Below are 14668 nucleotides of genomic sequence, written 5' to 3'. Positions count from 1 at the left end.
CCGGTCATGGGCCGGGCGGCCGACGACCGCGGGCCGAGCCCGGGACCGGGTGTGGGCGCGACCACACGCGGGCGGGGCCGCGCCGGCCGCGCGCCCCCCGAGGCGGAACCGGGCGAACGGCCGAACGGATGCGCCGCGCGCCGCGCTGCGGGCGTGGGGCCGCCGGCCGGACGACGCCGCTGCGGCCATGCACGAGGGTGCGCGCGAGGCGGCGAGCCGCGCGCCCCGGGGGCGACCGGAGGCGGAACCCGGCGGGGACGCCCCCCGCCGGGGACCGCCTCAAGTCCGGCCCGGTCCGCCCGGCCAGGACTACACGCCGCGCGGTCCACCCGCCCCGCCCGGCGCCCGCCCCGGGCGATCCCCGGCCGGAGCCAGGACCGGGCCCGGCGGGGCGCCGCGCTGCCGGCGGGCAGGGCGGCCGACGGCCGCGGACGCACGCGAGACAGGTGAGCCGCGCGGCGCGGCGCGAACGGAAGCGGGCCCGGCGGGGAAGCACCCCGCCGGGCCCGTTCGTGGTCCTGGCCCGCCCGGCCAGGGCTACGCGCCGCGGAGGGTGGCTCCCGTGCGGGTGGCTGCCGCGGCGACAGCCGCCTCGCGGGCGGCCGTGGCCTCCTCGGCGGTCAGCGTGCGGTCCGGGGCGCGGAAGCGCAGCGCGTACGCCAGGGACTTGCGCCCCTCCTCCAGCTGCTCGCCGGTGAAGACGTCGAACAGCCGCAGGGACTCCAGCAGTTCGCCGGCCCCCTCGCGCAGCGCCGCCTCCACCTCGGCCGCCGGGACGGAGGCGTCCACGACCAGCGCCACGTCCTGCGTGGCCACCGGGAAGGCGGAGATCCGCGGCGCCGTGACCGTCCCGGTGCCCGCCCGCTGGAGCAGGTCGAGGTCGGCCTCGACGGCGCAGGTCCGCTCGGGCAGGCCGAGCGCCTTGACGACCCGCGGATGCAGCTCGCCCGCGTGGCCGACGAGGGTCTTCTCGCCGTCCACCACCGCGTACAGGGCCGCGCAGCGGCCGGGGTGCCAGGGCGCGTGCCGGTCGTTCTCGACCGTCAGCTCGACGCCGGCCTCGCGGGCGACCAGGCGGGCGGTCTCCACCGCGTCCGCCCAGTCGGCCGGGCGGCCCGGCCCCCACCAGCCGGCCTGCTCGCGACCGCCCGCGAGGACGGCGGCGACCCGGCGCGGCTGCTGCGGGAGCGAGGCGTCCAGGCGGGCCAGGTCCTCGTCCGAGGGCCGCTCGGTGATCGGGAAGCGGACGGGCGGGGTCTCCTCGCCGGTGGGCCTGAAGACCAGGCCGGTCTCGAAGAGCGCCAGGTCCTGGCTGCCCCGGCCGTGGTTGCGGCGCAGCGCCTCCAGCAGGCCCGGCAGCAGCGTGGTGCGCAGCGCCGGGGCCTCGTCGGAGAGCGGGTTGACCAGCCGCACGGTGCGGCGCCTGGGGTCGTCCGCGGGCAGGCCGAACGCGTCGAGCACGGCCGTTCCCAGGAACGGGTAGTTGAGGGCCTCGACGTACCCGGCCCCGGCCAGGGCGCGGCCGACGCGGCGGTGCAGCCGCTGCCGGGCGGTCAGGCCGCGGCCGGCCGGCGGGCGGGGCAGCGTGGCGGGCAGCTCCTCGTACCCCTCCAGGCGGATGACCTCCTCGGCGAGGTCGTTGGGGTCGGTCAGGTCGGGCCGCCAGCTCGGCACGGTCACCGTCAGCTCGTCGGTGCCCGCGACGTCGCAGCCGACCTCCTGGAGGCGGCGCACGACGGCCTCGCGGCCGTAGGTGACGCCCGCGACCCGGTCGGGGTGATCGGCCGGGATGACGATCGTCCCGGGCGCGCCGTCGGCCAGCACGTCGGTGACCCCGGGCTCGGCGGCGCCGCCGCCGAGGAGCACCAGCAGGTCCACGGCGCGCTGGGCGGCGGCCGGGGCGGCCTGCGGGTCGGTGCCGCGCTCGAAGCGGCGCGCCGCCTCGCTGGGCAGGCGGTGGCGGCGGGCCGCGCGGGCCACGGTGACCGGGTCGAAGTGCGCGGCCTCGATGACGACGTCCGTGGTGGCCTCGTCGAGCAGGCCGGTCCCGGCGGCGGTGGGGCCGCTGATCTCGGTCTCGGCGCCGCCCATCACTCCGGCCAGGCCGATGGGGCCGCGGTCGTCGGTGATGACCAGGTCCTCGGGGTCGAGCGCGCGGTGCACGCCGTCCAGGGTGGTCAGCTTCTCGCCGGCCTCGGCGCGGCGGACGCCCAGCGGGCCGCGCAGGCGGGCGCGGTCGTAGGCGTGCAGCGGCTGGCCGATCTCCAGCATCACGTAGTTGGTGATGTCCACGGCCAGCGAGAGGGAGCGCATGCCGGCCTTCTGGAGCCGGCGCTGGATCCACACCGGGGTGGGCGCGTCGGGGCGCACGCCCGTGACGGTGCGCGCGACGAAGCGGCGGCAGGCGGCGGCGGTCACGCGCACGGGATAGCCGCTGTCGTTGGCCCGCGGAACGTCCAGCAGCGCCGGGTCACGCAGCTGCAGGCCGAAGGCGGTGGCGGTCTCGCGGGCCACGCCTCGCAGCGAGAGGCAGTAGCCGCGGTCGGGGTTGACCGCGATGTCCAGGACCTCGTCGTTCAGCTCCAGCAGCTCGATCGCGTCGCTGCCGGGCTCGTGCCCCGGCGGCAGCACCACGATCCCGGCGTGGTCCTCACCCATGCCCAGCTCGCGGGCGGAGCAGATCATGCCCTCGGAGAGCTTGCCGTAGGTGGTACGGGCGCCGATGGCGAAGCCGCCGGGCAGCTCGCCGCCGGGAAGGATGACGACGACGCGGTCGCCCACGGCGAAGTTGGTGGCGCCGCAGACGATGTTCTGGGGCTCGCCGCTGCCGTTGGCGGTGCCGACGTCCACCTGGCAGTAGCGGATGGGCTTCTTGAAGCCGGTCAGCTCCTCGATGGCCAGGACCTTGCCGACGACCAGCGGGCCGCGCAGGCCCTCGCCCAGCCGTTCGACGGTCTCGACCTCCAGACCGGCCGCGATCAGGCGGGCTGCGACCTCGCGGCCGGTGATCCCCGCGGGCAGGTCGACGTACTCCCGCAGCCAGGAGAGCGGGACGCGCATCAGATCTCCATCCCGAACGGCCGGGTGAACCGGACGTCACCTTCGATCATGTCTCTCATGTCCTCGACGCTGTGCCGGAACATCAGCATCCGCTCGATGCCGAAGCCGAAGGCGAAGCCGCTGTAGCGCTCGGGGTCGATGCCGCAGGCGGTCAGCACGCGGGGGTTGACCATGCCGCAGCCGCCCAGCTCGATCCAGCCCTCGCTGGAGCAGGTCCGGCAGGGCCGGTCGGGGTTGCCCACGGAGGCGCCGCGGCAGCGGAAGCACACCATGTCCATCTCGGCGGAGGGCTCGGTGAAGGGGAAGTAGTCCGGGCGCAGCCGGGTGCGCATGCCCTCGCCGCCGAACAGGGACTGGACCAGGTGATCCAGGGTGCCCTTGAGGTCGGCCATGGTCAGGCCCTCGTCCACGGCCAGCAGCTCCACCTGGGAGAAGACGGGGGTGTGGGTGGCGTCCAGCTCGTCGGTGCGGTAGACGCGGCCGGGACAGATCACGTAGAGCGGGGGCTCGCGGTCGAGCATGGAGCGGATCTGCACGGGCGAGGTGTGGGTGCGCAGGACCAGGCCGGCCCCGTCCTCCTCGGGCCGGGACCCGGCCGCGCCGGCGGCCCGGGCGAGGCTCTCGACGAAGAAGGTGTCGTGGGTGGAGCGCGCGGGGTGGTCGGGGCCGAGGTTGAGGGCGTCGAAGTTGACCCAGTCGGCCTCCACCTCGGGGCCCTCGGCGACCTCGTAGCCCATGGCCACGAAGATGTCCTCGATCCGCTCCGAGAGGGTGGTCAGCGGGTGGCGGGCGCCGGGCGGGGTGCGGTCGTGGGGCAGGGTGACGTCCACGGCCTCCTCGACCAGGACGCGCTCGTCGCGCTCGGCCTCCAGCTCCCCCTGGCGGGCGGCGAGCGCCTTGTTGACCGCACCGCGGGCCTGGCCGACGCGCTTGCCGGCCTCGGCCTTGGCGTGCGGCGGCAGGGAGCCGATCTCGCGGTTGGCCAGGGCCAGCGGCGAGCGGTCGCCGGCGTGGGCCGCCTTGACCTCGCGCAGGGCGTCGAGACTCGTGGCGGCGGCGATGGCCTCCAGGGCCTCTCCCCGCACCCGGTCGATCTCTTCGGGTTTCAGTGCCTCGACCTCGACCGGGTCGTACGACTTGTTGGGTGCCGACATCTCTTCCCGTGCTTCCGTGTGGCTTGCGCCCCGCTGCGCGCCCCGGTCCTCCGGGGTGCGCGGAGACCGAGTCTAAAGGGGGGCGCGGATGGCTTGGATACGCGGTGTCAGCCCGCGGGCGACGGCCGTGTCCGGCTCAGGACAGGAACGCCGGGGTGCCCGCGGGCAGAATAAATCGGAAGCGGGCGCCGCCGCCCGTGGAGCGGCCGACGGTGACGGTGCCGCCGTGCGCCTCGACGATGCCCTTGACGATGTACAGGCCCAGGCCCGTGCCGCCGCGCTCGCTGCCGCGCCAGAAGCGCGTGAAGACCCGGTGCATCGCCTCCTCTGGGATGCCGGGTCCCTCGTCGCTCACCGTGACGGCCATGCCCTCCTGCCGGGTTCTGCTGGGCGGTACGCGCTGCATCTCGATGGTGACGGTTCCGGCGCCGTGGCGCACTGCGTTTTCCAGGAGGTTGCCCAGGACCTGGTCGATCTTGTCCGGGTCGGCCCACAGGCCGGGCAGGGGCCCGTCGACGCGCAGGTCGAAGCGGTCGGCGCGGTGGCCGCCGTTGATCATCGTCTTGACGTGGCGGCGGACGGCCTCGTCCAGCCGGACGGGCTGGCGGCGCAGCTCCAGGCGGCCGGAGTCGATGCGGGAGATGTCCAGCAGCTCGGTGATCAGCCGGGTGACGCGGTCGGCGTCGCCGTCGACGGTCTGGAGCATCAGCCGCTTCTGCTCGTCGGTGAACCGGTCCCACTTGTCGAGCATCGTGGCCGTGAAGCCCTTGACCGAGGTGAGGGGGGAACGCAGCTCGTGCGCGACGGTGGCGATCAGCTCGGCGTTGCTGCGCTCGGTGCGGCGGCGGGCGTCGGTGCCGCGCAGGGTGACGACCAGGCGGTGCACGGGGCCGCCGGGGCGGGAGCGGACGTAGCGGGCGGCGACCAGCACCTCCTGGCCGCCGGGGAGCAGGAGATTGCGCTCGGGCTGGCCGGAGCGGGTGGCCAGGCCGCGGTAGGGGTTGGTGACGCGCCACCACTGGCGGCCGTCGGGGTCCTCCAGCGGCAGGGCGCGCTCGATGGGCCGTCCGAGCGCCTCGGCGGGCCGGCGGCCGGTGACCCGGGCGGCCTCGGCGTTGAAGCAGGTCACCAGGCCGAGCCGGTTGGCGATCACCAGACCGTCGGGAAGATCGTCGGGCCGCAGATCGAGCTGCCCGGCACCGGATGCGGTGTCCATCCCCTCTCGCCCCTCTCCCAGTGCGGTCAGCCTACTAGGACGCGCGCTGCGCACGGGCCGAGGCGTAGAGGCAAACGGCCGCCGCGGTCGCGAGGTTGAGGCTCTCGGCGCGGCCGTGGATGGGGACTCTGACGACGGCGTCGGCCAGCGCGCGGGTCTCGGCGGGCAGGCCCCACGCCTCGTTGCCGAAGACCCAGGCGGTGGGGCCGCTCATGGCCCCCGCGTCCAGCTCGGCGTCCAGGTCCCGCTCCCCCGCGCCGTCCGCCGCCAGCAGCCGCACCCCGGCCGCGCCCAGGGCCGCGGCGGCCTCGGCGACGGGAACGCCCACGGCGACGGGCAGGTGGAAGAGGCTTCCGGCGGAGGCGCGCACGGCCTTGGGGTTGTAGAGGTCGACCGAGGCGTCGGTGAGGATGACGGCGTCGGCACCCGCGGCGTCGGCGCAGCGCAGGACGGTGCCCGCGTTGCCGGGGTCGCGGACGTGGGCGAGGACGGCGACCAGGCGGGGGCGGGCGGCGGTGATCTCGGCCAGGGGCCGGTCCAGGAAGCGGCAGACGCCTACCAGGCCCTGGGGGGTGACGGTGTCCGAGAGCTCGTCGAGAACGTCCGGGGCGGCCAGGTGGACGCGGGCGCCGGCCGCCCGCGCGGCCTCCAGCAGCTCGCCGTGCCGCTCGGCGGCCTCGAGGGTGGCGAACAGTTCGGCCAGGGTGGCCTCGCCGCCGGCGCGGTGGGCGACGGCCTCGCGCACGGCCTGGGGGCCCTCGGCCAGGAACCGGCGCTCCCTGCCGCGGGCGGCGCGGCGCGCGAGGCGGCGCGCGGCGAGCACGCGCGCGGAGCGGGGGGAGGTGAGCTGGGCGGCAGGGGCCATGGGCGGCGGCTCGCTTCGGGGGGCTCGCTTCGGGCGGCGGGTTCTCTTCGGTCGGGGCGCGGCGCGGCGCGGGCCGCGCGGGGCCGCAACGCGCCGGACCCGCAGGCGGGAGCCTGCGGGTCCGGGCGCGCTGGGTGCGGCGTGGCGCCGCTCAGGCGGCGGCCTTCGGGGCGTTGACGTCGCTGGGCAGGGCCTTCTGGGCCGTCTCCACCAGCACCGCGAAGGCACCCGGGTCGTTGACCGCGAGCTCGGCGAGCATCTTGCGGTCGATCTCGATCTCGGCGGCCTTCAGACCCTGGATGAAGCGGTTGTAGGTGACGCCGTTGGCGCGGGCAGCGGCGTTGATCCGCTGGATCCACAGCTGGCGGAAGTCGCCCTTGCGCTTCTTGCGGTCGTTGTAGTTGTAGACGAGGGAGTGGGTGACCTGCTCCTTCGCCTTGCGGTACAGGCGGGAGCGCTGCCCGCGGTAGCCGCTGGCCTGCTCCAGGATCGCCCGGCGCTTCTTGTGGGCGTTGACTGCCCGCTTGACGCGTGCCACGTGAGTACTCCTTGTAGGGGGGCCGCGGTGTGGTCACGCGGCCCGGAAACGGATCGGTCCCGGTCGATGTCCGGCCTGCGCCGCCGCCGCGCCCCCGCGGGGACGAGCGGACGGCCGCCGGCCGGGATCAGCTGGAGAGGAGCTTCTTGATCCTCTTGGCATCGGCCGGAGCGGTCTCCGTGGTGCCGGCGAGCCGACGGGTCAGCGTCGACGGCTTGTGCTCCAGGTAGTGACGGCGACCTGCGCGCTGGCGCATCACCTTGCCGGAACCGGTGACCTTGAAGCGCTTCCCGGTACCGCTGTGCGACTTGTTCTTCGGCATGGCGCCGTTACTCTCCTCGTCCTCTTCTGTCCTGTGCCGGGAAACGCGGCCCGGGTCAGGCCGTCGTCTTCCCCTGCTGGCGCTCGGCCTTCCGGGCGGCCTGTGCCTCCCTGGCCTCGGCCATGGCCTCGGTCTTCTTCTTGTGCGGACCGAGCACCATGATCATGTTCCGGCCGTCCTGCTTGGGGTTGGACTCCACGAAGCCCAGGTCCTGGACGTCCTCGGCGAGCCGCTGGAGCAGCCGGAAGCCCAGCTCGGGGCGGGACTGCTCACGGCCGCGGAACATGATCGTGATCTTGACCTTGTCCCCCTGCTTGAGGAACCGGACGACGTGACCCTTCTTGGTGTCGTAGTCGTGCGGGTCGATCTTCGGCCGGAGCTTCATCTCCTTGATGACCGTGTGCGCCTGGTTCTTGCGCGCCTCACGGGCCTTCATGGCCGACTCGTACTTGAACTTTCCGTAGTCCATGAGCTTGCACACCGGCGGGCGGGCGGTCGCCGCCACCTCGACCAGGTCCAGGTCGTACTCCTGGGCAAGCTCCAGGGCCTTCGCAAGCGGCACGATGCCGACCTGCTCGCCGCTGGGACCGACGAGTCGCACCTCGGGGACTCGGATCCGGTCGTTGATGCGGGGCTCGGCGCTGATGGGGCCTCCTCGGTTTGCGCCGCGCGGTTGCCTGGCGGACAGCCGCGCTGGATAGTTCCTGTGGACCGCCGCGCCGCGGCGATCAAAAAACGCCCCGGGACGGCTCGCAGGCGGGGCTCCACAGACCGGGAGCACCACCGCGGCTCTTCGCGGGGCGCAGCCTGACCAGTGACCTGCCAGCCGGGAGCCGGTCAGGTGGGAGCGCGGAGCCTCCACTTGCGGGGCCGGGACATACGGATGTCCGGCCGGTCACCTGCCATCGTACCGCACGCCGCAAGGAGGCGCACCGCGCATCCGCCCGGCGCCGGGGCGCGGCCGGATGCGTAGGGTGTGGCCCATGAGCGACGCCAGCAGCGGCCCCGACAGCGGCCGGGAGATCGGGGCCATGACCCGGGACATCGCGGAGGTTCCCGCGGTGGAGCTGATCACCACGGTCGCGGTGCACCTGATGAGTTCCGCCGCGGTGAACCTGGGGCTCGCCGATGACGGGGAGCGCCACCAGGACCTGGACGAGGCCAGGAAGCTGATCACCGCCCTGGCGGGCTTGGTGACGGCCAGCGCCCCCGAGGTGGGCTCCTACCACGCCGCGCCGCTGCGGGACGGGCTGAAGTCCCTGCAGCTGGCCTTCCGCGAGGCCTCCGCGGTGCCGGACTCCCCGGGGCAGGGGCCGGGCGAGAAGTTCACCGGCCCGGTGGTGGGGTAGCGCCGCCGGGGCTGGTCCGGCCCCCGGCGAGCCAGGCGTCGGGCTGCGGGTGAACGACCCGGTGCGCCAGCACGGCCAGGGCCGCGCCCACGACGGGGGCCAGGATGAACAGCCACAGCTGCGCCAGAGCGTCCCCGCCCGCGAAGAGGGCGGGGGCCAGGCTGCGGGCGGGGTTGACCGAGGTGCCGGTCAGCGGGACGCCGATGAGGTGCACGGCGGCCAGGGTCAGACCGATGGGCAGCCCGTCGAAGCCCCGCACGGCGAGGTCGTGGGTGACCGAGAGGAAGACGAAGACCAGCAGGAACGTCAGCAGGCTCTCGACGACGAACGCCCCGCCGCCCGAGAGGCCCACGGCGGAACGGTCGCCGTAGCCGTTGGTGCCGAAGGCGCCGCTCGTCTCCAGGCCGGGCACCTGGTGCGCCACCAGGAAGAGCAGCGCGGCCCCGACGATGGCCCCGGCGAACTGCGCCGCCCAGTACAGGGCGGCGGCGCGCAGCGCCATCCGCCCGGACAGCAGCATCCCGAGGGTGACGGCCGGGTTGACGTGTGCGCCGGAGATGCCGCCCAGGGCGTAGGCCAGGCCCAGGACGGTGAAGCCGAAGGCCAGGGCGATGCCGAGCGAGCCGACGTACTCGCCGGCCACCACGGCCGTTCCGACCGCGAAGAAGACCAGGGCCAGCGTGCCGATGAACTCGGCCGCCAGTGGCTGGGGTTGGGTCTCGACGGACATGCGCGCCCTCCAGTGCCGTAGCGAGTGCCGGTGTGCGGCGGTCCTTCCGGCAGTCTCGGCCCGGCCCCCGCGCCCCGCACGCCCGCCGGGGCATCCGGGTGGGAGGGGGCCGAGCGGGGTCGGGGCCCGCGGGCGTCAGCGGCGGTACGTCGGCCCGCCGGGCGGGGGCGTGCCCGGGGGCAGCACGGCCAGCTGGAGGCCTCGGACCAGGTGGGTGCGCAGGGTCGGGTCGGCGGCCAGCGCGCGGGCCAGGCGCCCGGCGACCTCGGCGGCGGGCGCCCCGGGGTCCAGGGAAACGGCCAGGGTGCCATCGGCCGCGGAGCCCCCCGGGACCAGGCGGGCGGTGGCCACGGCCGGCTCCCCCCGCAGCACCGCGTCCACCGCCTCGGCGACGGCCGGGACCGCGGCGGGGTCGTTGCCCGTGGCCAGGGCGCGCAGGGCCGCCCCGGCGGCCTCGTAGGGGACGGGCCCGGCCAGGTCGACCACGAGGGCCCCGGCGTTCTCCTGGACGGCGGCGGACAGGGCCTGCCGCGCGGTGACCGCGACGGGCCGGGCGTCGGGCCGCCAGCGGGCCAGCGTCGCGGTGGAGGTGAACACGGGCAGCGCCCGGCGCCCGTCCGGCAGGGCGAGGGTGAGCACGGCCATCTCGCTGCTCTTCTCGCGGCGCAGCCCGTCGGGGCCCGTCTCGGCCTCGCCGAGGACGGCGACGACGGGGACCAGCAGGCGGGCGCCGGTCAGGGCGGCGATCAGCCGGGGCTCGGCGGCCGGGTCGCGGGACCAGTCGGCCAGCGCCCGCTCCAGCGCGGGGTCGGCCCTTCCGTCGTCCTCGGCGAACGCGGGAGTGGGGATGTTCTTCAGCGCCACCCGTCGAGGGTAGCCGCGCCGCCTCCGGAAACGGCCGCGGGGGCGCGGCACGTACGGAACGCGCCATTCACGGGCGGGTGTTACGCGTTCTTCACCCGGGGGCGATGACGCGGCCGGGTGTGCCGGATTAGCGTGCGTGCATGAGTCTGTCGCGGCGGGCGCGCCCCGCCCTGGCCCTGAACGCCGCTCTCGCGACCGCGCTGCTGGCGTTCGCGGCGGGTGACTCGATGGGCAGCACGCCGGCCGACGCGGGGGTGGTGGACGCGGCCGGGCCCTCGCGGGTGGCGGACGGCGGCCCGGTCCCGGGCCCGGACGTCCCGGAGGAGCCCGCGGAGGCGGCCCTCCCCGGCGGGAACCGGGACGCGGCGCTGGCCGAGGCAGTGGGCGGGCTGACGGAGGGCACGGAGGCGCGCCTGTCGGTGTCGGTGCTGGACCTGGCGAGCGGCGCCGGCGCGGGTTTCGGCCTCCAGGAGCGCTTCGACACGGCGAGCATCGTGAAGGTGGACATCCTGGCGGCGCTGCTGCTGCTCGCCCAGGACGAGGGCCGGGAGCTGAGCGCGCGGGAGCGCTCCCTGGCGGCCGAGATGATCCGCAGCAGCGACAACGCGGCGGCCGACGTGCTGTGGCGGGCGATAGGCCGGGCGCCGGGCCTGGACGAGGCGAACCGGCGCCTGGGCCTGACCGGCACCACGGGCGGTCCCCGCACGCACTGGGGGCTGACGCAGACCACCAGCCAGGACCAGATAGCCCTGCTGCGCGCGGTGTACGAGGAGGACTCGCCGCTCGGACCGGACGCGCGCGCCTTCGTCCGCGGCCTGATGGACACCGTCGTGCCGGGGCAGCGCTGGGGCGTCTCCGCCGCGGCCGAGGGGGGCCAGGGGGGCGAGGTGGAGCTGAAGAACGGCTGGCTGCCACGCAGCAGGACCGGCCTGTGGGACATCAACAGCATCGGCCGCGTCACCGCGGACGGCCGGGAGTACCTCCTCGCGGTCGTCTCCGACGGGAACGCCACGCAGGCCGCGGGCATCGACCTGGTGGAAACGGCCGCCCGCGCCGCCGTCGCCGCCCTTCAGGGCCCGCCGGCGGCGGCCCTGCCGGGGCAGTAGCGCGGGGCGGTCACGCCTTCACGACCGCCAGGGGACGGCCCGCGCCGGAAACGGGCCGCGGTGGCGGGCGAAGAGGGCGACGGCCGCGCCCAGCAGCAGCACCCCGGCGGCCCCGGCCGCGGGCGCGAGCCAGACCAGGGGGCCCGAGCCGCCGTCCCCGGGGCGGGGGCCCTCCCCGAAGTAGGTCTCGGCGTACGGCCCCGCGCCCGGCGTCAGCAGCTCCCCCTCCACGTCCGTGGCGGCCTCGATCGCCGCCGCCGGGTCGACCAGGCCGCTGCCGAGCGCGTCGCTGCGCCCGCCGCGCGGCGGGTCCTGGGCGGTGGAGGTCAGCAGGGTCCGTACCTGGGCGGGGCTGAGGTCGGGGTGGGCGGCGAGCAGCAGGGCGGCGGAGCCGGAGACGAACGCGGCGGCGGCGGACGTTCCCCAGCCCGCGTAGTACTCGCGGTCGGGGTCGGCGACGATGACGTCCTTGCCGGGGGCGCTGACGGTGGCGTACCAGCGGCGGGTGGAGAACTCGGCGGGGCTGCCGCCGCGGTCCACGGCGGTGACGGCGATGACGCCGGGGTAGCCGGCGGGGTAGGAGACGGGGTCGCCGTTCTCGCCGCCGTTGCCCGCGGAGGCGACGACGACCACGCCGCGTTCGAGGGCATAGCGGACGGCGGCGTCCTCCTGGGGGTCGGGCTGGGCGGACTCGCTGTCGTCGCCGAGGGAGAGGTTGATGACGCGGGCGCCCTGGTCGGTGGCCCAGCGGATGGCGGAGGCGAGCGCCCCGGCGCGCGCCTCCCGGGCCTCGTCGCGGGCCGGGTCGTCGTCCTCCAGCAGCACCCGCACGGGCAGGACGGTGGACTCGGGGGCGACGCCGATGATGCCGGAGGAGCGGTCGGTGCCGTGGCCGCGGCCGGCGATGATCCCGGCCATGGCGGTGCCGTGCGCGGCCCACTGCGGGTCGCCGGGTCCGGCGCCCATGCCGACGAAGTCGCGGCCCTCCAGGACGGCCCCGGCCAGGTCGGGGTGGGTGGCGTCCACGCCGGTGTCGAGGACGGCCACGGTGACGCCCTCGCCGCGCGTGGTCTCCCAGGCTTGCGGGGCGTTGATGGCGTCCAGGGCCCAGCGCTGCTGGTCGCGTATCACGTCGGCGCTCGCGGGGGCGGCGGGCACCAGCAGGGCGGCGCCGGTCAGCGCGGCGGCGAGCAGGCCGGCGGGGCGGCGCAGGGGTGAACGGCGGTGCGGGGCGCGGCGGTTCATCGGTCCTCCCGTTCGCGGGCGGCGCGGTCGGATGCCTCGCGGAGCCCGTCGCGCACGGCCTCGGCCACCCCCGCGGCGTCGTGGCCGAGCCCGGCGAGGGCGGCGGTGCTGTCGGCGCCGTCGGCGGTGGCCGCGGCGGCGGGCTCGGGGTCCCCGGCGGGCCGGCCGTCCGCGAAGCCGGTGACGGCGTAGGCCACGACGGGCAGGCCATCCACGACGCCGATGGTCCAGGAGGCGCGCTGCTCGTCCCGGAAGCCGGCCGCGGGCGTTCCGGGGGCGGGGAGGGTGCGGGGCAGCAGGTCGGTGCGGGTGTCCAGGCCCTCCTCGTCGAGGCGGTCGGCGAGGGCCTCCATGCCCGCGGCCTCGGCCTCCGCGAAGAGCAGGCCGACGGTGGTCACCGCGCTCTGGGTGTCGTCGGTGTAGGTGGCGCGGACCAGGCGTTCGCAGCCGACGGGGGCGAGCACCTCGGTGAGCAGCGGGTCGAACCCGCCGCGGCAGCCGCTGTCGGGGGCGACCGCCACGCGTATCCAGCGCCGGGGGGCGCCGCCGGGCCCGGCGTCCTCGGCACTCAGCTCGGGCGGGAAGAGGTCGTCCACGGGAACGTCCCGCCACAGGAACCTGCCCTCCGCGAACGCCACTTGCTCGGCCGTGCGGTCGTCCCCGCCGTCGGCCAGCCAGGTCCCGGCGGCTGCGCCGCCCAGCAGGCCGGTGCCCAGGACCGCGCTGACCACGGCCCCGAGGAGGCGGGCGGGGACGCGGCGCAGGAACGCCCGGAGCGCGCGCCCCGGTGCGCGCGCGGGCGGAGGCGGCGTGGCGGGGACGGGAGGGGCGGCGGGCGGCGGGGGCGCGGCCGGGCGCGCGGGCGCGGGCCGGGCGGCGGCCGAGACGGCGGCGGGCCCGGGGCCGGCCAGCCGCCAGGAGGCGGACGGCGGGCGGGGCGGGCGCGGGGGCGCGGTGGGCCGCGGCGGGGCCGGCGGCTTGGGCGGCGTGGTCTGCTCGGCGTGGGCGGGCCCGGCGGACTGTACGGCCGAACGGCGCGGCCCCTGCTCGGTGTTCATCCCCACGCTCCCCGGCCGCCCGATGCCCCGCTGATCACGCCCGACTGCCGTCACTTTACGTGCGTCACCTCAGACTTCGGTACCTGGCCCGGCGGATACGGCGCCCGCTCCGGCCACGATCCGGTCCAGGTCGGCCGTGGTCGGGCCGCTGCCCTCGTCCAGGCCGAGGCGCAGCAGCATCAGGTCGCCCGAGCCGTCGGGGGCGGGGAAGGCGACGGACTCCACGAAGGCGGCCACGCCGGAGCCGGTCTCGACGCGGGAACGCACGCGGTAGCCCGGCCGTCCGGCCACGGTGACGGTCTCGGCGAGGATCTGGCGCCGCCCGGTGAGGGAGCCGTAGGCGGTGGCGTCGTAGGACTCGGCCTCGTTGGCGGCGAGGTCGCCGCGGGCGTACTCCTCGGGCGGGACGGAGCCGAGGCCGGGGATCACGGTGAGGAAGGCGCTGCCGTTCACGCAGTCCAGCGCGGGCTGGGCGGGGCAGGGGTAGGAGCCGGCCAGGACGGCGACGCCGCCGGGCAGCGCGCTCTCGCGCCAGCCCCCGGGCACGGGCAGGGCGACGCCGCCGGCCCGGGCGGCGGTGAGGGGCTCGCGGCCCGCAGGGCCGCTCTCGCCGGGCGTCGGCATGCCGTCCCCGGGGTCCTCGGGGTCCTCCCGCTCGCGCGGCGCCTGGCCGTCGGGGCCGCTCTCCGCGGCGGCGTCCGTCGGGCCGCTCCCGGCCCGGTCCCGGGCGTCCCGGTCGCCGTCCCCGGCCAGCAGGATCAGTCCGCCGGCCATCACGGCGGCGAGCAGGACGGCGACGGCGACGAGCCCGGCGACCAGGGCGCGCCGCCGCCCGCCGCTCAGCCGGGGCGGCGGCGCGGGCGCGGGGGCGTAGGGGGAGGCGGGCGAGCCCGGGGCGTGCGGCCACGCGCCGGCGTCCGGGAGCGTGGCGGCGCGCGCGGCCCCCGGAGCGGCGGTCCGGGTGTGCCCGGTCCACGCCGTCCCGTCCCAATACCGCTCCGCAGCCAGGCCGTCGGCCGGGCCGACGGGGTCCGGGTACCAGCCGGGGGGCGTCGTGAGGCTCACCCGGTGAACCTCTCACAGCGGCGGCGCGCCGACCAGGCGTCGGCAGGCTGAAGAGGGGTCGCGTATGCGCCGAATCTGCCGCCGGCCTCCCCGGCC

At 76.6% G+C, this 14668-nt stretch carries 14 protein-coding genes; 2 read left to right on the top strand and 12 right to left on the bottom strand.

From position 1 onward, the window contains the following. Positions 1-537 precede the first annotated feature (537 nt). The 7 genes from pheT to infC all read right to left on the bottom strand — a co-directional run bounded on the left by pheT (position 538) and on the right by infC (position 7843). Complete coding sequence (gene pheT / locus RM780_RS03310) at positions 538-3060, bottom strand: phenylalanine--tRNA ligase subunit beta (RefSeq protein WP_311628902.1); 2523 nt, start codon at positions 3058-3060, stop codon at positions 538-540. Continuing rightward, entirely contained in the window at positions 3060-4214 is a 1155-nt protein-coding gene (gene pheS, locus RM780_RS03305) for a phenylalanine--tRNA ligase subunit alpha (RefSeq protein ID WP_311628901.1), read from the bottom strand. The genes pheT and pheS overlap by 1 nt, the downstream gene beginning before the upstream one ends. Positions 4215-4350: 136 nt before the next feature. Further along, the gene (locus RM780_RS03300) at positions 4351-5430 is read right to left on the bottom strand and encodes a sensor histidine kinase (RefSeq protein ID WP_311628900.1); all 1080 of its coding nucleotides are present in this window, start codon (positions 5428-5430) and stop codon (positions 4351-4353) included. 34 nt (positions 5431-5464) lie between these two features. Further along, a complete protein-coding gene (locus RM780_RS03295; RefSeq protein ID WP_311628899.1) occupies positions 5465-6295 on the bottom strand; it encodes a TrmH family RNA methyltransferase in 831 nt (276 codons plus the stop codon). A 151-nt stretch (positions 6296-6446) separates the two neighbouring features. Then, positions 6447-6833 carry a 50S ribosomal protein L20 gene (rplT, locus tag RM780_RS03290; RefSeq protein WP_311628898.1) on the bottom strand — a complete coding sequence of 129 codons (387 nt, stop codon included), beginning with the start codon at positions 6831-6833 and terminating at the stop codon, positions 6447-6449. Positions 6834-6960: 127 nt separating this feature from the next. Then, positions 6961-7155, bottom strand: a complete 195-nt coding sequence (gene rpmI / locus RM780_RS03285) for a 50S ribosomal protein L35 (protein ID WP_311628897.1) — start codon at positions 7153-7155, stop codon at positions 6961-6963. 55 nt (positions 7156-7210) lie between these two features. Next, the gene (gene infC, locus RM780_RS03280) at positions 7211-7843 is read right to left on the bottom strand and encodes a translation initiation factor IF-3 (RefSeq protein WP_311628945.1); all 633 of its coding nucleotides are present in this window, start codon (positions 7841-7843) and stop codon (positions 7211-7213) included. Positions 7844-8138: 295 nt separating this feature from the next. On the opposite strand from infC, the gene RM780_RS03275 reads away from it, so the two are divergent. After that, the gene (locus RM780_RS03275; protein ID WP_311628896.1) at positions 8139-8504 is read left to right on the top strand and encodes a DUF1844 domain-containing protein; all 366 of its coding nucleotides are present in this window, start codon (positions 8139-8141) and stop codon (positions 8502-8504) included. Here RM780_RS03275 and RM780_RS03270 read toward each other — a convergent pair. Both RM780_RS03270 and RM780_RS03265 read right to left on the bottom strand, forming a co-directional pair. Next, positions 8482-9234 carry an aquaporin gene (locus tag RM780_RS03270; protein WP_311628895.1) on the bottom strand — a complete coding sequence of 251 codons (753 nt, stop codon included), beginning with the start codon at positions 9232-9234 and terminating at the stop codon, positions 8482-8484. The genes RM780_RS03275 and RM780_RS03270 overlap by 23 nt on opposite strands. 135 nt (positions 9235-9369) lie before the next feature. Further along, positions 9370-10098 (bottom strand): SseB family protein, encoded by a 729-nt coding sequence (locus RM780_RS03265; protein ID WP_311628894.1) that lies wholly within the window; start codon positions 10096-10098, stop codon positions 9370-9372. Positions 10099-10238: 140 nt separating this feature from the next. Between RM780_RS03265 and RM780_RS03260 the strand changes: the two genes are divergently transcribed. Further along, on the top strand, positions 10239-11204 hold the full coding sequence (locus RM780_RS03260) for a serine hydrolase (RefSeq protein ID WP_311628893.1): 966 nt from the start codon (positions 10239-10241) through the stop codon (positions 11202-11204). Between the two features lie 18 nt (positions 11205-11222). On the opposite strand, the gene mycP is transcribed toward RM780_RS03260, so the two are convergent. The 3 genes from mycP to RM780_RS03245 all read right to left on the bottom strand — a co-directional run bounded on the left by mycP (position 11223) and on the right by RM780_RS03245 (position 14572). Further along, a complete protein-coding gene (mycP, locus tag RM780_RS03255) occupies positions 11223-12449 on the bottom strand; it encodes a type VII secretion-associated serine protease mycosin (RefSeq protein WP_311628892.1) in 1227 nt (408 codons plus the stop codon). Further along, the gene (locus tag RM780_RS03250; protein ID WP_311628891.1) at positions 12446-13507 is read right to left on the bottom strand and encodes a hypothetical protein; all 1062 of its coding nucleotides are present in this window, start codon (positions 13505-13507) and stop codon (positions 12446-12448) included. Before RM780_RS03250 ends, mycP begins: the two co-directional genes overlap by 4 nt. Before the next feature lie 69 nt (positions 13508-13576). After that, positions 13577-14572, bottom strand: coding sequence for a DUF2510 domain-containing protein (locus tag RM780_RS03245; RefSeq protein ID WP_311628890.1), 996 nt, complete (start codon positions 14570-14572; stop codon positions 13577-13579). Positions 14573-14668 lie beyond the last annotated feature (96 nt).

The sequence above is a fragment of the Streptomyces boetiae genome, from assembly GCF_031845405.1.
Classification (GTDB): Bacteria; Actinomycetota; Actinomycetes; order Streptomycetales; family Streptomycetaceae; genus Streptomyces; species Streptomyces boetiae.
Note: the sequence above shows the minus strand (reverse complement) of the source record. Positions and strands in the feature narration are given on the sequence as shown.